Source organism: Streptomyces sp. NPDC020965 (assembly GCF_044333555.1).
In the GTDB taxonomy this organism is placed as follows: domain Bacteria; phylum Actinomycetota; class Actinomycetes; order Streptomycetales; family Streptomycetaceae; genus Streptomyces.
Genome location: NZ_JBIRRE010000001.1, coordinates 1,018,166 through 1,042,118, shown reverse-complemented (window position 1 = coordinate 1,042,118; position 23,953 = coordinate 1,018,166). Strand labels below are relative to the sequence as shown.

17 protein-coding genes are annotated in these 23,953 nt (G+C 71.4%); 12 read left to right on the top strand and 5 right to left on the bottom strand.

Annotated features, from left to right (window positions below; all coding sequences use genetic code 11):
• Positions 1-58 precede the first annotated feature (58 nt).
• Positions 59-1,036, top strand: a complete 978-nt coding sequence (gene galE, locus ACH4S7_RS04515; RefSeq protein ID WP_398519558.1) for a UDP-glucose 4-epimerase GalE — start codon at positions 59-61, stop codon at positions 1,034-1,036.
• 495 nt (positions 1,037-1,531) lie between these two features.
• Here the strand turns inward: galE and ACH4S7_RS04510 are convergent, their stop codons facing one another.
• The 3 genes from ACH4S7_RS04510 to wecB form a co-directional block, all read right to left on the bottom strand.
• A complete protein-coding gene (locus ACH4S7_RS04510) occupies positions 1,532-3,664 on the bottom strand; it encodes a glycosyltransferase family 1 protein (protein WP_398519557.1) in 2,133 nt (710 codons plus the stop codon).
• Positions 3,661-4,980: a glycosyltransferase gene (locus tag ACH4S7_RS04505; protein WP_398519556.1), complete on the bottom strand. Its 1,320-nt coding sequence runs from the start codon at positions 4,978-4,980 to the stop codon at positions 3,661-3,663. Before ACH4S7_RS04505 ends, ACH4S7_RS04510 begins: the two co-directional genes overlap by 4 nt.
• 168 nt (positions 4,981-5,148) lie before the next feature.
• The gene (wecB, locus tag ACH4S7_RS04500; RefSeq protein WP_398519555.1) at positions 5,149-6,252 is read right to left on the bottom strand and encodes a non-hydrolyzing UDP-N-acetylglucosamine 2-epimerase; all 1,104 of its coding nucleotides are present in this window, start codon (positions 6,250-6,252) and stop codon (positions 5,149-5,151) included.
• 155 nt (positions 6,253-6,407) lie between these two features.
• Between wecB and ACH4S7_RS04495 the strand changes: the two genes are divergently transcribed.
• On the top strand, positions 6,408-7,565 hold the full coding sequence (locus tag ACH4S7_RS04495; RefSeq protein WP_398519554.1) for a hypothetical protein: 1,158 nt from the start codon (positions 6,408-6,410) through the stop codon (positions 7,563-7,565).
• Positions 7,566-7,789: 224 nt separating this feature from the next.
• Here ACH4S7_RS04495 and ACH4S7_RS04490 read toward each other — a convergent pair whose 3' ends face one another.
• Entirely contained in the window at positions 7,790-8,389 is a 600-nt protein-coding gene (locus ACH4S7_RS04490) for an acyltransferase (protein ID WP_398519553.1), read from the bottom strand.
• Positions 8,390-8,484: 95 nt separating this feature from the next.
• Positions 8,485-10,149, bottom strand: coding sequence for a hypothetical protein (locus ACH4S7_RS04485; protein ID WP_398519552.1), 1,665 nt, complete (start codon positions 10,147-10,149; stop codon positions 8,485-8,487).
• Between the two features lie 442 nt (positions 10,150-10,591).
• Here ACH4S7_RS04485 and rplU point away from each other — a divergent pair, with 442 nt between their 5' ends.
• From rplU to ACH4S7_RS04435, 10 genes are all read left to right on the top strand, one after another.
• Positions 10,592-10,912 carry a 50S ribosomal protein L21 gene (gene rplU / locus ACH4S7_RS04480; protein WP_398519551.1) on the top strand — a complete coding sequence of 107 codons (321 nt, stop codon included), beginning with the start codon at positions 10,592-10,594 and terminating at the stop codon, positions 10,910-10,912.
• A gap of 14 nt (positions 10,913-10,926) precedes the next feature.
• Positions 10,927-11,184 (top strand): 50S ribosomal protein L27, encoded by a 258-nt coding sequence (gene rpmA, locus ACH4S7_RS04475; RefSeq protein ID WP_398519550.1) that lies wholly within the window; start codon positions 10,927-10,929, stop codon positions 11,182-11,184.
• A gap of 146 nt (positions 11,185-11,330) precedes the next feature.
• Entirely contained in the window at positions 11,331-12,767 is a 1,437-nt protein-coding gene (obgE, locus tag ACH4S7_RS04470) for a GTPase ObgE (protein WP_398519549.1), read from the top strand.
• A 129-nt stretch (positions 12,768-12,896) separates the two neighbouring features.
• A complete protein-coding gene (locus ACH4S7_RS04465; protein WP_398519548.1) occupies positions 12,897-15,164 on the top strand; it encodes a glycosyltransferase family 4 protein in 2,268 nt (755 codons plus the stop codon).
• 202 nt (positions 15,165-15,366) lie between these two features.
• Positions 15,367-16,866 carry a D-ribitol-5-phosphate cytidylyltransferase gene (locus tag ACH4S7_RS04460; protein ID WP_398519547.1) on the top strand — a complete coding sequence of 500 codons (1,500 nt, stop codon included), beginning with the start codon at positions 15,367-15,369 and terminating at the stop codon, positions 16,864-16,866.
• Positions 16,867-17,049: 183 nt separating this feature from the next.
• Positions 17,050-19,278, top strand: a complete 2,229-nt coding sequence (locus ACH4S7_RS04455) for a hypothetical protein (protein WP_398519546.1) — start codon at positions 17,050-17,052, stop codon at positions 19,276-19,278.
• 159 nt (positions 19,279-19,437) lie between these two features.
• Complete coding sequence (gene proB, locus ACH4S7_RS04450; protein WP_398519545.1) at positions 19,438-20,565, top strand: glutamate 5-kinase; 1,128 nt, start codon at positions 19,438-19,440, stop codon at positions 20,563-20,565.
• A gap of 131 nt (positions 20,566-20,696) precedes the next feature.
• Positions 20,697-21,275: a hypothetical protein gene (locus ACH4S7_RS04445; RefSeq protein WP_398519544.1), complete on the top strand. Its 579-nt coding sequence runs from the start codon at positions 20,697-20,699 to the stop codon at positions 21,273-21,275.
• 243 nt (positions 21,276-21,518) lie between these two features.
• Positions 21,519-22,811: a glutamate-5-semialdehyde dehydrogenase gene (locus ACH4S7_RS04440; RefSeq protein WP_398519543.1), complete on the top strand. Its 1,293-nt coding sequence runs from the start codon at positions 21,519-21,521 to the stop codon at positions 22,809-22,811.
• A 428-nt stretch (positions 22,812-23,239) separates the two neighbouring features.
• Entirely contained in the window at positions 23,240-23,854 is a 615-nt protein-coding gene (locus ACH4S7_RS04435; RefSeq protein ID WP_398519542.1) for a hypothetical protein, read from the top strand.
• Positions 23,855-23,953: the final 99 nt, after the last annotated feature.

Below are 23,953 nucleotides of genomic sequence, written 5' to 3'. Positions count from 1 at the left end.
GTGGCCCCGTCCCGCGCGTGCCGCGTGGGGCGGGGCCTTCTGCGAGAGGACAGTGGACATGACGTGGTTGATCACCGGCGGAGCCGGATACATCGGATCGCACGTGGTGCGGGCGATGATCGAGGGCGGCGAGGAGGTCGTCGTCCTGGACGACCTGAGCACCGGCGCCAAGGACCGGCTCCCCGACGGCGTCCCGCTGGAAGTGGGCACCGTACTCGACCGCGAGCTGCTCGACCGGGTGCTGCGGGAACACGCCGTCACCGGTGTCGTGCACCTCGCGGGCAAGAAGCAGGTCGCCGAATCGGTCGCCCGGCCGCTGTACTACTACCACGAGAACGTGGAGGGCCTGCGGGTCCTGCTGGCGGCCGTGGTGGACGCGGGTGTCAGCCGGTTCCTCTTCTCGTCGTCGGCGTCCGTGTACGGGATGCCCGATGTGGACCTCGTCACCGAGGAGACCCCCTGCCGGCCGATGAGCCCGTACGGGGAGACCAAGCTCGCCGGCGAATGGCTGGTCTCGGCGGTGGGCGCGGCGCACGGGCTGGCGACGGCCGCCCTGCGCTACTTCAACGTCGCGGGCGCGGGCTCACCGGAGCTGGGTGACGAAGGCGTCCACAACCTGGTGCCGATGGTGTTCGAACGCCTCACGGCGGGCGAACCGCCGAAGGTATTCGGCGACGACTACGCGACACCGGACGGCACCTGCGTCCGCGACTACATCCACGTCGCGGACATCGCCTCGGCACATGTGGCCGTGGCCCGACGCCTGGTGTCCGACGCGTCGGCGGCCCTCACCCTCAACATCGGCCGGGGCGAAGGCGTGTCGGTCGCCGAGATGGTCCGCGTCATCGGCGACGTCACCGGCCGTACGACCCCCCCGGTGACGACGCCCCGGCGCCCCGGCGACCCGGCGCGGGTGGTCGCTTCGGCGGACCGCATCCGCGGGGAGCTGGGCTGGGAGGCGCGCCACGACGTCCACGCGATGGTGACCTCTGCCTGGTCCGGCTGGCTCACCCGCCACCCCCTGCCCCCCGTCTGAACGGCACACCCTCCGGGCGTGTCCGGGGTGCTGGTGATGATCCGGCTCTCCTGTGCGGGAGGGTCCGTCCTCAATCGCCGGACGGGCTTGATTTCAGCCTCTCCGGACGGAGTTCGGGGAGCGGGGTCTCGTTCCATGTGCCTCTGACGAGGGGCCGGGTAATTCAGCCTCTCTGGCGTTTGAGGAGCGGGGTTCGGGGCGGAGCCCTGACGGCGGGGCTGGGCGTGTCCGGGGTGCTGGTGATGATCCGGCTCTCCTGTGCGGGAGGGTCCGTCCTCAATCGCCGGACGGGCTTGATTTCAGCCTCTCCGGACGGAGTTCGGGGAGCGGGGTCTCGTTCCATGTGCCTCTGGCGAGGGGCTGAGTAATTCAGCCTCTCCGGCGTTTGAGGAGCGGGGGTTCGGGGGCAGCGCCCCGGGGATACGGGGGCCCGGAAAGGGGGACGGGCCCCCGGGGGTCACCCCGGAGGCCCGTACGGTCCAGCGAGCCGCATGGCTATTCGTCGAAGTCGAGCAGCAGCTCGTCGAAGTCGCGGCTCACCACCGGCCAGTCCCACACCGACAGCGCATGCTCCGACGCCAGCTTCCCCGCGTTCCGCCACGCCTCGTCCGTCGCGGTCGTCTCCAGGATCCGCTTCGCCGCCTCCTCCGGGGAGGAGACCACCCACCCCTCGGGGTAGAGGGTCCGCGCGCTGTGCTCGCGGCCCGCGTAGAACGGCCAGTCCCGCACCACCGGTACCGCCGCGCTCGCCGCGCCCTCCATCAGGCCAACGTGGCAGCCCTCCCGCACGGAGGAGCTGAGGATGGTGCCGATCTCGACCAGCTTGGACGGTACGTCGTCGGTCGGGCCGAGCCGGACGACCGCGCCCGACTCCTCCAGCGGCGCGATCCGGGCCTCGAACTCCTTGAGGTAGTCCTTGGTGGCGCGGCTCGTCTTGGGGTCCATGTTGCCGCCGACGAGCACCAGCCGGTAGCGGTCGTCGTGCGCGCGCACGAGCTCCAGGACGTCGATGGCCCACTGCGGGTCCTTCGCGACCTGCGAGATGCCGACGAGCCCCAGATTGAAGCGCGCGTCCGTCTGCTTCGCGAGGACGAAGTCGCTGAGGTCCATGGCGTTGTGGAGCATGTGCGTGCGCGGCGCGTGCTCGCCCCGGAGCTGCGGCACCAGGGCCGTCGTCAGGTCCTGGACGTGGTCGGCGACGTAGACCAGGTCGTCGATGCGCGAGAAGTCGACGAGGTGCGGCCACCGGGTGAACGCCTCGTAGCTGTGCAGCCGGACGACGATCCGGGTGGTGCCCGGGTCGATGGTCGTCAGCATCACGGCGGGTGCGACGCACCAGTCGAGGAAGACGGTGTCGGCCCAGTCCAGATGCGGCCGCATCATCTGTTCGACCTGCTCCGCGTAGAGCGCGTCGCCGCCGAGCCGGTTCTCTATCATGCGCCGGCCGGCCCAGGAGAGCCGCTTCATGGCGGTGCTGGCCGCGAGGTCGAGATAGCGCAGCTCGACATCGGGGTGGTCCTCGTACCGCTTGAGCAGCATCTTGAGGAAGTTGTCGTTGGCGCTGGTGGTGACGAGCAGCCGCAGCGGCCGGTTCAGCGGGGCCTGTGCGGCGGGCTTCTTCCGGCCGCGCGGCTCCACGATCTTCTTCATCACGGCGGACGCGTGCGTGGGTGCCGCGTACGCCGTCGGGTCGGTCGCCAGCGGAGAGCTGAGCTGGTCGATGTGGATGACCCGGTGGAAGGCGAGGACGAGCGCCCGGTCGAGGGTGCTCGCGGCGGCGGCGGGGTCGCCCGCCTGGTACTGCTCGTCGGCCTGGGTCAGCAGTTCCTGGACGGTGCTGTCGAGGGCGCGCGGCGCGATGCCCTTGTTCAGCTCGGTCCGGACCGCCTCGTCCAGCAGCCCCGTACGGATCTTCCGGTCACCGATCCGGCCCGCCGCGGTCGTCAGCGCGAGCGTCGCGCCTCCGGGCCGGCCGGCCCAGCGCATTCCCTCGGCGACCTGGCGGGAGAGCGCGGCCCGTACTCCGGACGGCACGCCGGGCGCGCCGAGCGCGGTGCGCCACAGACGGGCGCCGACGGCGCTGCGCATCACGGGACGGGCGGTGGCGGTCCGCATCATGGTCTGCGGCAGCGCCTTGGCCTCGCGGCGCACATCGCTGGCGAGCAGCGCGGGCGGCGGCACGAGCCGCCGCTTGGCGACGGTCTGACCGGTCTGCTCGCCCTCCAGCGCACGCAGCGCCGGGGCGATGCCGAAGAACGCGCCGGCGGTGGAGTTGTACTGGGCGAGCCGCCAGACGGTGTACACGGCGTTCGGGTCGAGGGCGACCAGATGGGCGGCGCCGTGGCCGTGCTGGCGGAGCCACGGGTTGCGCCGGACCTGGACCCAGAGCTTGCGGCCGTGCGGCACCCGCTTCAGCTTGCGCCGGGTCGCGGTGCTCAAATGCCCTATGCCGAAGGGCAGTTGGCGGTAGCTGTCCAGGCCGAGCGCTTCCAGCTCCTCCGGGCAGTTCCGGGCGTCGAAGAGGACGGCCATATGGACACGGACGCCGAGGGCGCGGAACTTCTGCACCGCGCCGGCCAGTACGCCGAGTTGCGGCTTGGCGGTGGCGACGAAAAGCACATCGGTCACGGGGTGGGCCCTCCGGCGACGATCGACTCGGCGGTCTGGGTGGTGGTGCCCGCGGCGGCCGGTCCACCGGGCTCGGCGGCGAGCCGGGCGACCAGGTTCCGTACGGCCACGGACATCAGGACCTCACGGGTGAACTGGTCGGCGTGCGCCATGGCTTCGGCGTGTACCTCCTGGCTCGTCTCGACGGCCATATGCGCCGCCTTGACGAAGGACTCGGCGAGCCCCTCCTCCTCGATGCCGACGGCGCCGGTCCACAGGGGGTGCCCCTGGAGGACGTTGGACGCGTCGTGCTCGACCACATGGGCCGAGACGATCGGGAGGCCGGTCGCCATGTACTCGTACACCTTGCCGGAGGTCACATAGCGACCGCCGATCAGGATGAGCACCATCGCGTCCCAGCGGGCGTAGATGGCGGAGACCTCGGCCTTGGCGGCGGGTCCACCGAAGTAGACGCCGTCGGCCTCGGCCTGCTTGAGCATCTCGGAGTGCTTGTTGGCCTCGCGGCCGGCGCCGTTGCCGATGTGGCCGCGGACCTCGAAGCGCGCGTTGGCGAGCAGCGGCTCGCGCTCGCGGGCCGCGCGCCAGGCGTTGAGCACGGTCTCCAGGTGCGCGGGGGTGAAGTTGACGGTCCCGAGGTAGCCGAAGACGAGCCCGGCGTCGGGGTCGGCGCTGTGGGCGTGGCCGGGGGAGCTGTCGGCGTCGTACCCGTTGCGCACGACCTCCACGCGGGAGGCGAACTCGGGGTAGCGGGCCCGGTAGTGGTCGGCGATCGGGTCATTGACGACCCAGAGGCTGACCGCGTTGTCCAGGACCTTCTGCTCCCAGCGGCCCATCTCGGAGTTCTTGGTGAACGCCTCGATGCCGGTGATCACGTCGATGGACCAGCCGTCGCGGAAGTCCACCGCGTACGGGACCTTCTTCTCTTCCCAGAGCTTCCAGGCCGCCGCGAGGTTCACATACGGCACACAGCTCGCGACCAGCAGGTCGGCCGGGTGGTCCCGATGGATGTCGAGGACGGCCTGCTCCAGGTCGCCGCGCCATTCGCCGAAATTCGGCTCGGGGAACGCCTTCTGCTGCCGGGCGCGCAGTTGCGTGACCCAGCGGTTGGGGTTGAGGGCGCGCTCCTCGTCGTAGAGACGGATGTCCGTCTCCAGGTCCTCACGGGACAGCGGCAGTTCCACGATCTTGACCCGGGGGTCGACCTGGTCGAGCAGGGTGAGATCGACACCGGAGTCGCGCTCCCAGGATTCCTGGGCGATGTTGACCACGGTGACGTCCCAGCCCGCGGAGCAGAACTGGTTCGCCGTCTCGCGCATGCGATAGGCACTGCTCTTCGCCGCCGGCGGGAAGCCGATCGCAAGATAGATGACATGCGGCCGCGAGCCTTCGGAGGGCAGCCCGGACCTGGGAGACGCTGACATAACCGGTGACGCTAGCACGGTGATGTGTACGGACTTCGGCCCCGATGTGGGACCAATTGTCCGTCACACGTGCCGGCTGCCCCCCTTCCACTCTTCCATGATCCTGACAACGTTCTGGGCGGCCCGGCCGTCGCCGTAGGGCGTGCCGGGGTCGGTGGTCGGCACCGCGCGGGTGACCGTCGCGGCCCACTCGTCGGCGGGCAGGTCCTGCGGGTCGGGTACGAGGACGTTCCAACCGGTGTCGACGGTTTCCACCCACTCCGTCTCCGGCCGGATCGTGGTGGTGATCCGCTCCAGCAGGAACGCCTCCTTCTGGAGGCCACCCGAGTCGGTGACCACACCGGAGGAGGCGAGCACGGCGGCGATCAGACCGGCGTACGGGAGGGGGCGGCCGACGTGGACCGAGCCCTGGTCGAGCTTGATGCCGTGCTCGGCGGCGCGGGCGACGAGGCGCGGGTGGGCGAGGAGGGCGACCGGCAGCGGCAGCGCGGCGAGCGACCCGATGATCGCGGCGAGCCGCTCGGGGTCGTCCGTGTTGTCCGGCCGGTGCAGGGTGGCCAAAAGGAACGGCTCGGCCGGGTCGATGCCCTCGGGGAGCGCGGGGGCGCCGTGCTCCCCGGCGAGTACCGCGTCACGGATGCGGAGGCAGATGTCGACCATCACATCGCCGGCGAGGACCGCGCGGTCCTTGAGGCCCTCGTCCGCGAGGTGGCGCATGGCCTCCTCGGTCGGCGCGAGCAGCACATCGGCGCAGTGGTCGGTGAGGACGCGGTTGTGCTCCTCCGGCATCCGCCGGTTGAACGAGCGCAGACCGGCCTCCAGGTGGGCGACCGGCAGATGCATCTTCACGGCCGAAAGGGCGCCCGCGATGGTGGAGTTGGTGTCGCCGTAGACGAGGACCCAGTCGGGCTTCTCCCGCTCCAGGACCGGGTCGAGCGCGGTGAGGACCGATCCGGTCTGGGCGCCGTGGCTGCCGGAGCCGACCCCGAGGTGGACGTCGGGGTCCGGGATGCCGAGGCCGTCGAAGAAGACGTCGGAGAGATCCGCGTCGTAGTGCTGCCCGGTGTGCACGATGACATGCTCGTGCTCCGTGCCCGCGAACGCGGCCGCGATGGGCGCGAGCTTCACCAATTGGGGACGTGCACCGACGATGCTGATGACTTTCACGTAACACTCTTCTTCTGGGAGCCGGTCACTGGCAGGGTGTCCTGACCCATGGTAGGCAATGGCCGGGCCGGGCCGGGCGGCAGGCACTGTCGTACTATCGTCGCGCACGTTTTGCGGGGCGGTCACGGGAAGCACGGGAAAGTCGACGGTGAGCCATGGCGGTCTGGTCCGGACGGACATCCGGTCGGGAAACGGCGGGACGGTCGGACGCTCCGACGCGCGGTGACGCGACCGGGGCACCACCGTCACCAGCGGTTTCCACCGCACCCACACCCACCACGAACTGGCTGGTCCGGGGCAAGGACGGCCGCCTCACGGCGTACGCGCCCGGTAACGAGTCGGTGCTGCGCTGGACCGAGGTGCACCCCGGCGGCCCGGCGTGGACCGGGCCGGAGGTGATCCCGGCGCCGGGTGTGGTCCCGTACCTCTCCATCGCCCAGGGACCCGACGGCTATGTCCATCTGGTGAGCCTGCGGCAGAAGCGGCTGCCGGACGGACTGATGGGTACGGATGTGGTGTACGCCCTCCAGTACCAGTCGGGTCTGGCGGTGCGCGACTGGTCGGTGGTCGGGAATCCCTACCCCAACGATCCCGCGCTCGCCGCCCGGATAGGGCTGCCGGCCGCCGTGATCGACCAGGACTGCTCGCTGCACGTCTTCGTCCGGAACGTCGGCGGCGGCGTCTGCGGGCGCGCCAGCGTCCCGTCCGGCAAGTGGAACAAGTGGGCCGACTTCAAGGGCAGCGAGGGCGTCGGCGCGGTCTCCGGGACGATCAATGACAACGGCCTGATGGAGTTCGCGCTGCCGACGGCGGACGTGATCATGCGCTGGGCCCAGGAGACCAAGGGCGTCAAGTTCCTGCGGGCCGATGACATCGCGACCAAGGCCGAGGCGGACTCGGTCAGTTCGCTGCGGACCGACGGTGACCGGCTCACCTGGTTCTGGCATTCGGCGGTGGACCGTACGGTGCACGCCTGGCGCCCGTCGATGACCTCGCCCACCGTCCTCGGCACCGGTACGGGCACGGGCCCCATCGCACTCGCCCGCACCCCGGTCGACGGCCACGACTGCACGATCCTGGCCCACCGCGACGCCGCGACGGGCCGGCCCGCGCTCGCCGCGTACCCGACGGAGGACGAGTCCCGCGGGGTCACCTGGACGGTGACGGGCGAGCCGTGCGTGGGTGTGCCGGCGCTGGCGGTCGACGCGCGCGGGAAGGTGGTGCTGGCGGCGTTCGGCACGGACGGCGCGCTGATGGTCACCCGGCAGAAGGACGAGTCCGGGCTGGCGCTGTCGGCCTGGGAGCGGTTCTGACCGCCGCCCCGCACCGCCCGTAGCCGCTCGTACGGGGCCGGGAGCAGGCGCCCCCGGCCCCGTACGGAAGAACGGCCGTGGCCCGGGGTACGCCCCCCGGACCGTACGGAAGAACGGCCGTGGTCCGGGGTGTGCGCCCCCGGTCCCGTACGGAAGAAACAGCCGTGGCCCGGGGGGTGTGCCCGGGCCCGTACGGGTGCGTGCCCCGGCCCGTACGGAGAACGCTACGCGCGCTCGGAGAGCACGCCGTCGGTCTCCGTGTACAGCTCGCCCGACTTCGGGCACTCCCAGACCCCCGGCTCACCGTCCCGCTCGACCAGCCGCACGCCCACCCGGCCGACCCAGCCGATCCGCCGCGCCGGAACACCGACGACCAGGGCGAAGTCGGGGACGTCCTTGGTGACCACGGCACCCGCCGCGATCATGGCCCAGCGGCCGATCTCCAGCGGGGCGACACAGACCGCGCGCGCGCCGATGGAGGCGCCGTCGGCGATCCGTACGCCCACGGCCTCCCAGTCACCGCCGCGCATCTGCTTGCCGTCGGGGGCCACCGAACGCGGGTTGTGGTCATTGGTGAGGACCACCGCGGGGCCGATGAAGACACCGTCGCCCAGCTCGGCGGGCTCGTAGACCAGCGCGTAGTTCTGGAGCTTGCAGTTGTCGCCCATGCGCACGCCGGTGCCGACATAGGCGCCACGGCCGATCACACAGCCCTCGCCGAGCCTGGCTCCCTCGCGGATCTGGGCGAGCTCCCAGACGCTGCTGCCGGCGCCGACCTCGGCGCTCTCGTCCACCTGGGCGGTGGGCTGGACCCTGTAGTTCACTTCTTCTGCCTTCCGTGCGCCTGCGATTGCGCCGGCGATGCGCGGCTTCGCCCGGCGAGCATACGGGCCGCCCCCGGCCCGCCGTCGCCGGGCCGTCACCCCCGCCGTCCGCGTGCGGGCAGCCCCCGCCAGGCGCCGCGGCGGGCGAGGAAGAGGACCCCCGGCACGTCCTTGAGGATCTCCTCGCGCTCGCCGAAACCGTCCGGGACCTGGGGCAGCCCCAGCGCCGCCACCAGGGCGCGCCGCCGCCGGGCCGGATCGCCGCCGCCGCGCAGCAGGGCGGTCAGCGGGCGGGGGTCGGCGGCCGGAAAGGCGCGGGTGAGGGCGTGCGCGACGGCGGCGGCCTCGGCATGGCCGACGACCGGGGCCGTGGGGTCCCAGAGCTGGGCCGCCCCGGCCCGGCCCCGGTGGACGAGGGTGAACCCCTGGTGGTCGGCCGAGTGGCGGAGGACCAGGACGGGCCACCGCTCGCCGGTGGTGAGCAGCCGGGCCGCCGCCGTCAGGGGTTCCTCATCGGGCGCCGGGGGCGTGCGCCCGGCCGGGATCAGCTCGACATAGCTGAGACGGTCGCCCGGGCCCGGGCCCGGCGCGGGGGCGATCCGCAGCGGCACCCCGCTGCGCAGCGCCGCCTTCGCGACCCGGTGCGGCGGGGCCGCCGCGATGGCCAGCGCGCGGGGCGCTGGGACCTCGGGCAGCGGGGCGGGCGGGGTCAGCGGCCGGGGCGGCCGGCTGAAGAACGGGGTCCGGGATGCCACCTGGGTCCGCACCCCCAGCCGTAGCTCCAGGAACTGCGCGCGGCTGGGGCCGAGGTACGCCCACGGGTACTCCCGGGCGTGCACCCCTATCTCCCGGAACACCTCCAGCGCCTCGTCCCAGCGGCGGCCGATGATCAGCATCAGCGCCAGGTGGTTGCGGAAGCCGGCCGCCTCGGGGTCGCCCGGTGGGTACCAGGCGGAGAGGTCCTGGGCGCGCCTGACCGCCGCCGATAGCTGGACCGGATGGATGGTGCGGTCGCCGGCTCCACCGTGGGCGACGATCGCGTACTCGACGGCGGCGAGCAGCGGCAGCGCGTTCAGCAGCGAACCGGGCAGGGCACGGGCGGCGGCCCGCTCGGCGAAGCCGAACATCTCGCCGTGCGAGCCGTACCACTTCTCGCACCGGTACTGGAGCGCGCTGGTGTGACAGCCGTAGTGGTACGGGGAGCGGGCGACGGCCTCCGCCCAGCAGGCATCGAAGACCGCGCGGGGCGACTGGGCGCCCCGCGCGTGGGTGAGGGCGATCTCCCACGGCACCGGGTCGGCGGGGTTCAGCTCGGTCGCGGCGGAGATCACCGGCACGGCGTCCTCCAGCAGTGCGAAGAACGCCCGGAACCGGTCTTCGGAGACCTGCCCCGCGCGGTGGCCCGTCCGGACGTCCCAGGCCCGCTGGACGGCGCGGGCCGCCTTCAGCAGCACCGCGTCGGGGTTGTCCGGCTCGACCGCGAGCCACCGCTCCAGCCAGCCCGGATGGCGCAGGGCACATCCGGACAGGGCGGCGACCCAGCCGCTGCGCGTCTCCCACCGGGCACCCAGCCGGGTCTCGGCGAGCAGTTCGCGGGCGGGTCCCGGGTCCCCGGTGGCGGCGGCGCGCAGCGCGGACCGCAGCGCCGGATCGGCGACCGCGTCGACGGTGACGGCCGCGTCGGGCGGCAGGTCGGCGCCCACGGCCGAGCCATGGCGGAGCATCCGGGGCATGGACAGGAGGGAGGCGCGCAGTGACACGGACGCCTATTGAACAGGCACCGGCCGACGTCCACCAGGGAGTGCGCGGAAAGAGCGCCACGCATCGGCGGTCACCCGGTCACTCGGCGGCACAGCCACCCGGCCAGCGGTACGGCCACCCGGCCGCGCTGTCACCCGGACACGCGCGAGGGCCGGCGGCCGTACGGGGGCTCCGCGGACCCGACCGCCCCGCGCGGCCGGGAGGACGGGTGGCCGTACGGGGGCTCCGCGCGACCCGCACCCCGGTTTGACCCCCTGGATCGCTCCCCGTAACCTTGACCCTCGGTGTGTTTCCATACGCGCCCACCCCTGAGCACCTCCCTCCCGACGGCTTCACGGCCGTATCCGGGAGAGGCCGCTCGTCCTCCCGGATCACCATGGGCCCCGGCCCGTGTGAGCGGCTGGCTTCAGGGGTCCCGATCCGAGCGAAAGAGAGTTCCGCGTGTACGCCATCGTGCGCAGCGGTGGTCGCCAGCACAAGGTTGCTGTCGGCGACATCGTTGAGGTTGACAAGATTCCCACCGGCAAGGTTGGCGACACGGTAGAGCTTTCTACCCTGCTCGTTGTCGACGGCGAGGCTGTGACCAGCGACCCGTGGGTCCTGGCCGGTATCAAGGTCACCGCCGAGATCGTGGACCACCACAAGGGCGCGAAGATCGACATCCTTCGCTACAAGAACAAGACCGGCTACCGCCGTCGCCAGGGTCACCGCCAGCAGTACACGGCGATCAAGGTCACCGGTATCCCCACGGCTGCGAAGTAAGGGACTGAGGAGAGATGGCACACAAGAAGGGCGCATCGTCCACCCGGAACGGTCGCGACTCCAATGCTCAGCGGCTCGGCGTGAAGCGCTTCGGCGGTCAGGTCGTCAACGCCGGTGAGATCCTGGTCCGCCAGCGTGGCACCCACTTCCACCCGGGCTCGGGCGTCGGTCGCGGCAGCGACGACACCCTGTTCGCGCTGAACGCCGGTGCGGTCGAATTCGGCCGGCACCGTGGCCGCAAGGTCGTGAACATCGTTCCGGTAGCCGTGTGATTCGACCCCTTCGGGTCACACTCGGTCGCCGTTGAGCGATTTTCAGGAGGCGGACCTCACTTCCCGTACGGCATTCGTACGGGAAGCAGGTCCGCCTTCGCCGTGTTAGAGCTAAGACATATCCGTAAGCAATGGAGGCACCACCCATGACCACCTTCGTGGACCGCGTCGAGCTGCACGTCGCCGCGGGTAACGGGGGCCACGGCTGCGCCTCCGTTATGCGGGAGAAGTTCAAGCCGCTGGGCGGCCCCGACGGTGGTACCGGCGGCCGTGGCGGCGATGTGATCCTGGTCGTCGACCAGTCGGTCACCACTCTGCTCGACTACCACCACAGCCCCCACCGCAAGGCCACCAACGGCCAGCCGGGCGCCGGCGACAACCGTTCCGGCAAGGACGGCCAGGACCTGGTCCTGCCGGTGCCGGACGGCACCGTCGTCCTCGACAAGGACGGCAACGTACTCGCCGACCTCGTCGGCCAGGGCACCGTCTTCGTGGCCGGTCAGGGCGGTCGCGGCGGCCTCGGCAACGCGGCGCTCGCCTCCGCCCGCCGCAAGGCCCCCGGCTTCGCGCTGCTCGGGGTCCCCGGCGAGGCCCGTGACGTGGTCATGGAGCTGAAGACCGTCGCCGATGTGGCGCTGGTCGGCTACCCGAGCGCGGGCAAGTCCTCGCTGATCTCGGTGCTCAGTGCAGCCAAGCCGAAGATCGCGGACTACCCCTTCACCACCCTCGTACCGAACCTCGGTGTGGTCACGGCGGGCTCGACCGTCTACACCATCGCCGATGTGCCCGGACTGATCCCCGGCGCCAGCCAGGGCAAGGGCCTGGGCCTGGAGTTCCTGCGCCATGTCGAGCGCTGCTCGGTGCTGGTGCACGTACTGGACACGGCGACGCTGGAGTCCGACCGTGACCCGGTCTCCGACCTCGATGTGATCGAGGCCGAGCTGACCCAGTACGGCGGGCTGGACGACCGGCCGCGGATCGTCGTCCTCAACAAGGTCGACATCCCCGACGGCCAGGACCTCGCCGATATGATCCGCCCCGAGCTGGAGTCCCGCGGCTACCAGGTCTTCGAGGTGTCGGCGGTCTCCCGCACCGGGCTGAAGGAGCTGTCCTTCGGTCTCGCCGGGATCATCGCCGAGGCCCGCGCGGCCAAGCCGGTGGAGGAGGCGACCCGTATCGTCCTCCGCCCGAAGGCCGTGGACGACGCCGGTTTCACCGTCGTCCAGGAGGAGGACGGGATCTACCGGGTGCGCGGCGAGAAGCCGGAGCGCTGGGTCCGTCAGACCGACTTCAGCAACGACGAGGCCGTCGGCTACCTCGCCGACCGGCTGAGCCGCCTCGGGGTCGAGGAGCGCCTGATGAAGGCGGGTGCCCGCGCCGGCGACGGCGTGGCCATCGGTCCCGAGGAGAACGCCGTGGTCTTCGACTGGGAGCCGACCGTGATGGCGGGCGCCGAGATGCTCGGCCGTCGCGGTGAGGACCACCGTCTCGACGCACCCCGGCCCGCGTCGCAGCGCCGCCGCGACCGTGAGGCGGAGCGGGACGACGTGGACCGTGCGTACGACGAGTTCAATCCCTTCTAGGCCCTGGCCGACCGTCGCCGGATTCCGCCCGGAATCCGGCGCTGAGGCAACCTTCCGCCCCCGACCGCCATCTAGCAGTCGGGGGCGGGGTGGTTTCACAACCTCGGCGGAGTCAACGGGAGCGCGCTGGTGAAGATTTCCTTTCTGATTCATACGGTGTACGGCATCGGCGGGACCATCCGCACGACGCTGAACCTCGCGGAGGAACTCGCCGACCGGCACGAGATCGAGATCGTCTCCGTGCTCCGCCACCGTGACGAGCCGCTGTTCGCGGTCGACCCGCGCATCACCCTCGTATCCCTGGTGGACACCCGCCCGTCGTCACCGACGAACGAGATCGAGGACCCGCGCCAGCTGCGGCCCGCCGAGTGGATCCCGCGTCGGGAGAGCCGCTACCGGGAGTACAGCGCGCTCACTGACGAGCGGGTACGGGACCACTACGCCGACTCGGACGCCGACGTGATCATCGCGACCCGGCCGGCACTGATCGCGTACATCGCGCAGTTCGCCCCGGAGCACGCGGTGCTCGTCGGCCAGGAACATATGACGCACAACCACCACAAGCCCGAGCTGCGCGCCGAGATGCTCCCCCATTTCACCCGGCTCGACGCGCTGGTGACGGTCTCCGAGGGGGACGCCGCCTCCTACCGGGAGCACATGCCGCTGCCGGACACCCGGGTGCTCGCGATCCCCAACAGCGTTCCGGAGCCGGTGGTCGAACCGTCCGACACCTCGGGCACGACGGTGATGGCGGCGGGCCGGCTCTCCGGCGAGAAGCAGTACGACGTGCTCATCGAGGCGTTCGCCCAGGTGGTGGCGGTCCGGCCGGAGTGGACGCTGCGCATCTGCGGCTGGGGCGCACAGAAGGACCGGCTGCGGCTCCGCGTCGACCAGTTGGGGCTGCACAACAACGTCCACCTCATGGGGCCGCGCTCACCGATCGAGCCGGAGTGGGTGAAGGGCGCCATCGCGGTCTCCACCTCCCGTCATGAGTCGTTCGGTATGACCCTCGTGGAGGCCATGCGCTGTGGTCTGCCGGTGGTCAGCACCGACTGCGACCACGGACCCCGGGAGATCATCGCGGACGGCGTGGACGGGCTGCTGGTGCCGGTCGGTGACGCCCGCGCGGTCGCCGGGGCGCTGCTGCGGCTCATCGACGACGAGGGGCTGCGGCGGCGGATGGGGGCGGCGGCGGTGCGTAACGGTCGGCGCTTCGACCCGGGGCCGATCGCCAAGCTGCACGAGGAACTCTTCACGGAACTCGGCGCGGCGAAGGGGCAGGTGGGTGGTGGGCGTGGGGCCGTCGCACCCCGGCCGGCCGGTGGGGGTGTCCCCGATGGAGCGGGCCTGTCGGGGGCGCGGGCCGATGTGGTGGTCACCGATGACGGCGGTGTGGTCGTCTCACTGCTGCCCGGCACCGGGCCGTCCGGAGGAACCGCGCCGTCCGGTGGCGTCGGGCCGTCCGGTGGTGCCCGGCCGTCCGGTGGCGTCGGGCCGTCCGGTGGCGCCCGGCTGGTGTGCGTCCATCCGCACCCCGACATAGCGAATCGATACTTCACGGTCGATGGGGAGGGGCGCGCCCGGATACCCGGCGGCGCGGATCTGCCCGAGGGCGTCTGGACCTGCCATCTCACCGCCTCCGTACGGGACACCGGGTCCGATCCGGCTGCCCCGGGATCAGCCGGGTACACCTCCGCCGCCCCGGCCGCCGACCCCATCCAGGTCGAAGCCCCCACCCCGGTCGCCGGCCCCATCCCGGTCGGGGACCTCGGACCGCTCGCCGTCCGCGCGATCGACCAGCGCGGCGCCATGCGCGCCGCCGCCCGCGTCACGGCGGGGGAGCCCGTCCGTCAGCTCGTCCCCTATCCCAAGCAGGGCGCGCTCACGCTGCGCTCCTGGGTCAGACCGGTCCACGCCGAGGTCGGCGCCGTCCGTCTCACCGGCCGGCAGCTCACCCTGGAGGGCCGGCTGCTCGGTACGGGGGTGTCCGACGGCGCTCCGGTCCTGCTGCTGCGACGGCGCGGCGCCGCCCCCGCCGAGCTGGAGTTCCCCGGCACCCCGGTGGGCCGCGACGGATTCCGGGTCACCCTTCCGTGCGCCGCCCCGGTGGCCGAGCGGGCCGGTGCCCATGACGTCTGGGACCTCTGGCTCCGGTACGCGCCCGGCACGCCCCCCGCCCGGCTGGCCCGGGTGCTGGACGATGTGGTGGAGAAAGGATCCGTCTTCCCGTATCCCGTCGTCGAACCGCTCGGCACGGGCGGCCGGAGGCCACTGGCGCTGCTGCGCTCGGCGGTACGCGGGCTCGGCGGCAGGTCACAGCCGGAGCCCACGCTCACCGTCTTCTACAGCGCCACCAACGACCTGGTGCTGAAGGTTGTCGACAAACCGACGGGCTGACCGCGTGAACCCCTCGGGCGTGTGGTGTCGGTCACTCACCGGCCCGCGGCGGAAGTGGAGGCAGTGTCTACCATTTCCCTGGCCACGGGGTGAACATTCCGTTTCCGCGCCGTGTGGGGTGCCCGGCGTCCGCCTTGCGGGACGGTCACGCAGAGTGCGACCATCGCAGCGTCCCCCCACTCGTCTCAAGGTAGGTCGTTCTGTGTCTGTGCCGCACGAAGCCAAGCTCCGCACCACGGCCGTCGTCCTTGCCGGGGGGACCGGTCAGCGCGTCGGGCTGTCGATCCCGAAGCAGCTGCTGAAGATCGCGGGGAAGGCCGTCATCGAGCACACGCTGACGATCTTCCAACAGGCGGAGTCCATCGACGATGTGATCGTGCTGATGGCGCCGGGTTTCGTGGGCGACGTGGAGTCCATCGTCAGCAGGGCGGGCCTGACCAAGGTCACCCGGGTCATCGAGGGCGGCGCCACCCGCAACGAGACCACCGAGCGAGCCATCGCCGCCCTCGGCGAGGGCCTCACCGAGGGGGAGGACCGCAACGTCCTCTTCCATGACGCGGTCCGTCCGCTTCTGTCACAGCGAGTGATCCAGGACTGTGTGGACGCGCTGGACCGGTACGCGGCCGTCGATGTCGCCATCCCCTCCGCGGACACCATCATCGTGACCCGGACCCACGGGGACGACGGCGAGTTCATCACCGACGTCCCCGACCGCTCCCGCCTGCGACGCGGCCAGACCCCGCAGGCGTTCAAGCTCTCCACGATCCGGCGGGCGTACGAAGTCGCCTCCGACGACCCCAACTTCCAGGCCACCGACGACTGTTCGGTGGTCCTCAAGTATCTGCCGGACGTACCGATCCATGTCGTCGCGGGCGACGAGTACAACATGAAGGTGACCCAGCCGGTCGATGTCTTCATCGCCGACAAGCTGTTCCAGCTCGCCTCCACGGCCGCCCCCCGCCAGGCCGACGAGGCCGCCTACCGGGAGCTGCTCGCCGGCCGCACCCTGGTCGTCTTCGGCGGGTCGTACGGCATCGGCGCGGACATCGCCGAGCTGGCGAGGACGTACGGCGCGAAGGTCTACGCCCTGGGTCGGTCCACCACCGGCACCCACGTCGAGAACCCGGAACACGTGGACGACGCGCTCTCCAAGGCGTACTCCGAGACGGGCCGGATCGACTACGTGATCAACACGGCGGGCGTGCTGCGCATCGGCAAGCTGGCCGAGACGGACAACAGCACCATCCTGGAAGCGCTCAAGGTCAATTACCTGGCGCCGGTGCAGATCGCCCGCGCCTCCTACAAGTATCTGGCGGAGACCAAGGGGCAACTGCTCCTCTACACCTCCTCCAGCTATACGCGCGGACGGGCCGAGTACAGCCTTTACTCATCCACGAAGGCGGCCATGGTGAATCTCACCCAGGCGCTGTCGGACGAGTGGGCGAATGACGGGATCCGAGTGAATTGCGTCAACCCCGAGCGCACGGCCACCCCCATGCGGACCAAGGCATTCGGCACGGAACCGTCAGGCAGTCTGCTGTCGTCTGAAGCTGTGGCGCGCACCTCCCTTGACGTGCTGCTTTCCGAGTTGACCGGCCATGTCATCGACGTACGGCAGCAGGATCCGACCCGTGGCGCGAGCGAGGCATCGGGCTTCGAGCAGGCGCTCGCGGCGGTCCTGGACCGCGAGGAAGATATGTAATAATCCACGGTCAAAGCGCTCAAAGTAGCTGCTGAAAGCAGTGAAGCGGTTTTCGGGCCTCCGTGAACGCCTCGTGCGACATGCGGAGGGTGTGGGGGATCCAGGGGCTCGGCTGCGTCATTTCTGCACACTGCGTCATTTATGCAAAAGGACCAACCCGCACCCCTTTGGAGCAGGTTCTTCGTGATTTCGACCGCCATTCGTCTGGCCCGCGTCGGCAGCCCTTCCGAGCTGGTCGCCGCCGCGCTGCTCGGCCTCGGCTATCCATGCGTCATGCTCGGGGCCCTGCTTCCGAACATCTGGCTCTTCGCGTCGGCGGCGGCCGTGACCTACGCGGCGGACTGGTATCTGCACCAGAAGGGCAGCTACCTGGTCAACCGCCTCAACCAGGTCAGAGTCGGCCTGCCGATCCGCTTCCTGCTGCGCCAGTTGCTGCTGGTCCTGCTCCTCGCCCGGGAGGGCCTGGCGGAGACCCCGCTCTTCTACACGGCCGTCGCCGGATTCCTGATCTTCTACGGCCTCCAGGCGCCGCACGGGGCCCTCGCGACCCTCATCCGGCTGCGCCGGACGATGCCGGTCGTCACCCGGAACGTCGACCTCAGCGGCGTACGCATCCCGGACGCCCCGCCCAACGCACTGCTGCGACGCTCCGGCGAGAAGATGCTCCACCTGGACATCCCCGCCGTGGCCGGTGTGCTGGCCGCCGTCGTCGTGGACCGGAACGCCATCGGCTACGCGGGGGTCGCGATCACCCTCGGCCTCGGCGCGCTCTACACCTTCGCGCTCGCGCCCTACCTGCGCCGCAGCCGTCTGGTCCCCCGCGCGGGGGCCGTGCTGAAGGCCGTCAGCGCCTGGCTGCTGGAGTACCGGCCCACCGTCGTGCTCTACTTCTCCGGCTCCAACGAGTCCGCGTACCAGGTCAACATGTGGCTGGAGACGATGGACCAGATCGAGGGCCGGCCGCTGATCATCATGCGGGAGCGGGAACTGGTGGCGAAGCTCGGCACCACCTCCGTACCCGTCATCTGTGTGCCAGGCGGCACCCATCTGATGAACCTCGACCTCTCCACGGTCCGTGTCGCGCTCTATCCGGCCAATGTCGGCAAGAACATTCACCTCCTGCGCGTACCGACCATGAAGCACGTCTTCATCGGCCACGGCGACAGCGACAAGCTCGCCAGCGTCAACCCCTTCAGCAAGGTGTACGACGAGGTGTGGACCGCCGGCCGCGCGGGCCGCGACCGCTACGCGCTGGCCGACGTCGGGGTGCGGGACGAGGACATCGTCGAGGTCGGACGGCCGCAACTCGCCCCCATCCAGAGCTGGACCGGCACCACCAAGAACCCGATCCCCACGATCCTGTACGCCCCCACCTGGGAGGGCTGGGACGACAACCCGGGCAACACCTCCCTGCTGCTGGCGGGCGAGAACATCGTGCGCCGGCTGCTCGCCGCCGAGCCGCCCGTACGCCTGGTCTACAAGCCGCATCCGTTCACCGGCATCCGCAACAAGAAGGCCAAGGCCGTCCACGAGCGGATCACGGCCATGGTCAAGACGGCCGCCGCGGCCCGCGCCACCGACGCCCGCTGGACGGCCCAGGCCGCCGCCGCCGCGTCCGACCAGGCCGCCGCCCGCGCCGATATGACCCGTATCCAGGCCGAACTGACCGCGCTGGCCGCACCCGGCCGCGCGGGCGGCGACGAGTCCGAGGAGTCCCGGGTCTCCCTCGCCGACCCGGTCCGGATGGCACGTATCACCCTGCTCCGCGCCGAGTGGAACGACGCCTACTGGCGCTCCCACGGCTGGTGGGAGCACCGGATCGTCACCGGTGGCGAGCCGAAGCTGTACGACTGCTTCAACGACGCCGACGCCATGGTCTCCGATATCTCCAGCGTGGTCTCGGACTTCATGGCGAGCGGCAAGCCGTACGCCGTCACCGACTCCGCCGCCCTGGGCATCGAGGAGTTCCAGCGGCAGAACACCGCCGCCCGGGCCGCGGTCGTCCTCTCCAACAGCGCGGCGGAACTGGACGCACTGCTCGCGGCGGTCACCGCGCCGGATCGCGATCCGCTGGCGCCCGCGCGCCGGGAGCTGAAGGAGTACCTCCTCGGCCCCGACCGCCCGACCTCCATGGAACGGTTCAACTCCGCCGTGCGGACGCTCCAGGCCGGTGCGGAGGCGCGCAACCTCGGCGTGCTGCGCCGCATCGGCGAACAGCCGCTGGGCGAACTGGACCGGGAGTCGGACGCCGGACCGGTGGAGAGCCAGGAGGTCGCGGAGACGCTGGACGCGGTCGAGGCCGTCGATCCCGTCGAGGCGGCCGACCCCATGGACGCGCTGGACGCCACCGGGTCCACGGCATCGCCGGACGCCGCTGAAGCCGACGAGCGGGAAGCACCGCTGGCCCGCTGAGGCGTTCCCGGGGCCCGTACGCGATGCCGTGCGGGCCCTTTCGGCTGCCCGGCGCCGCTCCCCGTCGCCCCGGTGCCGCTCCCTGTCGCTTGTCCGCCGGGGTGTCCAGCCGGTGAAATGGCCGGGCGGCCGGCCCCCGCCCTGACATAGATTCGGAGTGTGACAGTGGCAAGACAGCAGGTAACGCAGGCCCGCAGGATCGTGGTCAAGGTCGGTTCGTCCTCCCTGACCACCGCTGCGGGCGGGCTCGACGCCGACCGCGTGGACGCGCTCGTCGACACCCTCGCCAAGGCCCGTGGCGGGGGTACGAAGGAGATCGTGCTCGTCTCGTCGGGCGCCATCGCGGCCGGACTCGCGCCACTCGGCCTGGCCCGCCGCCCCGAGGGCCTGGCCCGTCAACAGGCCGCCGCCAGCGTGGGCCAGGGGCTCCTGGTCGCCCGCTACACCGCGTCCTTCGCCCGCTACGGCGTACGGGTCGGTCAGGTGCTCCTCACCGCCGACGACACCAGCCGCAGGGCCCACTACCGCAACGCCTTCCAGACCCTGGACCAACTGCTGTCGATGGGCGCGGTGCCGGTCGTCAACGAGAACGACACCGTCGCCACGGACGAGATCCGCTTCGGCGACAACGACCGGCTCGCCGCCCTCGTCGCCCATCTCGTCCGGGCGGACCTGCTGGTGCTCCTGTCCGATGTGGACGGCCTCTACGACGGGGACCCTGCCAGGGCGGGCACCGTACGGATCGACGAGGTGCGCGGTCCGGCCGACATCGCGCATGTCGAGATCGGCAGCGTGGGCAAGGCGGGAGTCGGCAGCGGCGGCATGGTCACCAAGGTCGAGGCCGCGAGGATCGCGGCGGCGGCGGGGGTGCCCGTCGTCCTCACCTCCGCCGTGCGCGCCGGCGACGCGCTCGCGGGCCGGGTCACGGGCACCTACTTCCACAGCACCGGCCGCCGCTCCGCCGACCGGCTGCTCTGGCTCGCCCACGCCTCCACCCCGCAGGGCGCGTTGATCCTCGACGACGGCGCGGTCGACGCGGTCGTCCACCGGAGGATGTCGCTGCTGCCGGCCGGAATCGCCGCGGTGGAGGGCGAGTTCAGCGCGGGGGACCCGGTCGAACTGCGGGACGCCCAGGGTCGGCCCGTCGCCCGCGGACTGGTCAACTTCGACGCCAAGGAAATCCCCCAACTCCTCGGCCGCTCCACCCGCGACCTCGCCAGGGAACTCGGCCCCGAGTACGAGAAGGAAGTCGTACACAGGGACGATCTGGTCGTGCTGCACTCCTGAAACGGCTGAAAGTCCCGCCATCCGGCCGGGACCTTTATGAAAAACGCCCCAAGTCCGGTCTGGGGCTGGTCAACTTTGTTGCGGGGGATGGCGGGGTACAGCACGACCACACATGCAACAGGAGGCCGCCGGTGAGACGAGCGCGCCCGGGGGATGTGCCCCGCGGGGACGGAGGCATCCCCCTGTTCCGCAGGTCGGTGGGCGACTCCGGCCGCAGGGCGGCGGGGGAGCACACCCGTCGGACGGCGGGTGAGGAACACACCCTGACGAGCGTCGAGGCGGGCGCCGACTTCGGCGCTCTGGAGGAGCGGCAGAACCCGGGGTCGAGATCCACCACCGCGACCGGCCGGGCGATCGAGGACCGGACCCACTCCAAGCTGTGGCACATCACCCTCAGCGTCTCCGGCGCCGACGCGCCGCTCAACGAGGTCCGGCGCGGTCTGGAACAGCTCGCACACGACCATCCGTTCCTGCTGACCAGCCGCTACGCCAAGGACCACGCCGAGATCCGGTACTGGGAGGAGGCGCGGGATCTGCACGACGCGGCGGCCGTCGCCCTGCGGCTCTGGGGCGAGCACCGCTCGACCGCCAAACTGCCGCCGTGGAAGATCGTCGGCCTGGAGGTCATCGACCGGCAGACCTACCACCAGCGCATCGCGGAGGGCTACGGCCCGCCACCCGCGGTCCGGGTGGGCGTGCACCCCTTCTGACGCGCCCCGGCCGCTCACCGCGGGCCCACGGCCGGGACGGCTCCCGCGGGGTGCCCACGCGGTCCGGGCGCTCACCGTGGCTCCGCCGCCGTGGCTGCTCCCGCGGGGTGCCGCGGCAGCCCGGTGCCTCTCGTGCCCGGGGGCGGGAGGCGCGGGGCACGGCGCCGTCTCGGAGTGCGGGACACAGCGGGGTACGACGGGATACGGGCCGGACGGCCACGGCGAGCGCATTACCCTGCGGGTATGACCACGTCCTCGCCGCTCCCGCCGCACGACAACCTCTCGCCGGTCATCCGGACCGCCCACCGGGCGCGCGCCGCCGCCGCCGAAATCGCGCCACTGCCGCGTTCGGCGAAGGACGAGGCGCTGCTCGCCATCGCCGACGCCCTGGAGGCCCGTACGACCGACGTCGTCACGGCCAACGCCGAGGACGTCGACCGGGCCCGGCAGGCCGGGACCAGTGAGTCGATCATCGACCGGCTCACCCTCACCCCGGAGCGGGTGCGGGCCATCGCCGCCGATGTCCGTCATGTCGCTTCGCTGCCGGACCCGGTCGGCGAGGTCGTCCGTGGTTCGACCCTGCCCAACGGCATCGATCTGCGCCAGATCCGGGTGCCCCTCGGAGTCGTCGGCATCATCTACGAGGCCCGCCCGAACGTCACGGTGGACGCCGCCGCCCTCTGCCTCAAGTCCGGCAACGCCGTCCTCCTCCGCGGCTCGTCCTCCGCGTACTCCTCCAACACCGCGCTGGTCCAGGTCCTGCGCGATGCGGTCGAAGGGGTCGGTCTGCCGGCCGACGCGATCCAGCTCGTCCCGGGGGAGTCCCGCGACTCCGTACAGGAGTTGATGCGGGCCCGTGGCCTGGTGGACGTGCTGATCCCGCGCGGCGGCGCCGGTCTGATCCGTACGGTCGTCGAGGAGTCCACCGTCCCCGTCATCGAGACGGGCACCGGCAACTGCCATGTGTACGTCGACGCGGAGACCGATCTCGACATGGCCGTCGACATCCTGATCAACTCCAAGGCCCAGCGCCCCAGCGTCTGCAACGCCGCCGAGACACTGCTGGTCCACCAGGACATCGCCCCCGCCTTCCTGCCGCGCGCGCTGGAAGCCCTGGCGGAAGCGGGGGTGACCGTGCACGCCGACGAGCGGGTGCTGGCGTACGACGGCGACACCAAGGCCACGCTCGTGCCGGCCACCGCCGACGACTGGGAGACGGAGTACCTCTCCTACGACATCGCGGCGGCGGTCGTCGACTCCCTGGACGCGGCCGTCGGCCACATCCGGCGTTGGTCCTCCGGTCACACCGAGGCGATCGTCACCACCTCTCAGGCGACGGCCCGGCGATTCACCCAATTGGTCGATTCGACCACGGTCGCTGTGAACGCCTCGACCCGTTTCACGGACGGTGGTCAGTTCGGTTTCGGCGCCGAGATCGGTATCTCCACCCAGAAACTGCACGCCCGAGGCCCGATGGGCCTGCCAGAGCTCACCTCCACGAAGTACATCGTCACCGGCGACGGTCACACAAGGTAATCGTCCCGCTGTCGCTGTCGCTGTCGCTGTCGCTGTCGTCGCCATCGCCATCGTCGCCGTCTGCGCCACGGTCTGCACCGCTGTGTCCCCCCTGCCGTCACCCGGCCGGGGGGACACCCGCCCCCCGGATTCCCGACCCCGCCCCATCGCCCCGTCCAGCCCCTTCCGGATCCGCCTCAAACCCCCACCCGGATCGCTCCCGGCTCGCCGTCTCCACCGCTCCTCAGCTCGCCTCCGCTTGTCTTCCGCCTCATTTCCAGCCGTTTCCGCTCTCTTCCCCCGCCCCCGCGCCGCTCCCACGGGTACGCCTCTGCGGGCTCCTCTCCCTGGACCAGGGGGTCCGGGGGCCGTGCGCGGAGGCACTCGCGCGCGAGCGGAGTCCGTCCTCCGTCTGCCCAAAGCCATGGGCCCCGGTCTACTCTGAAGACGTGCCGGACGACGTGGGGGGCAGGCCGTTCCCGGACGGCTGGGAGCCCGACGACGACCGCGGAGGCGCGGACGAGGACTTCGCCCCCGTGGTGTTCGACGAGGACTTCGTCCGGGCCGCGGAGATCCATGAACCCACCGCTGTCGAACGGCTGCTCGCCGCCGCCCAGGCCCGCGCCGAGGCCGAAGCGGCCCGCGCCGGTCCGCCCCTGGGCATCCACGACGACGACCCCTACGGCGACGACGGATACCGGTACGGCCGGGGCCACCATGACGACGACGCCCTCTTCGACGATGACTCCCCGTACGGCAGGCACGGGGGCGCACTCCGCCCCTATCGGAGCAGCGCCCGCTGGCACCGCCCGGTGGCCTGGGTGCTGGCCCTGCTGATGGGGATCGGGATGGTCGCCCTCGCCTTCACCGCCGTCTACCGGGGAGCCGCGGGCAACCGCCAGGACCAGATCCCCGCCCCCACGGCGACGACCGGCGTCGACGCCACCCCCTCGACCGGCTCTCTGACGGACCCGACCGGCACCATCACCCGCCGGGTCGGTGGCCCCTCGGCCTCCGCCGAGTACTCCCCGCCCTCGGCCCCGGCCGACCCTCAAGCGCCCTGATCACCCCCCGATCACCCGCTGCCCCTCCCGACTCCCTCCGTCGCGATGTCTTTCCGTCCTCCGGTCCGCCGCGCCCCCTCCGTCACCCTTTCGCGCCTT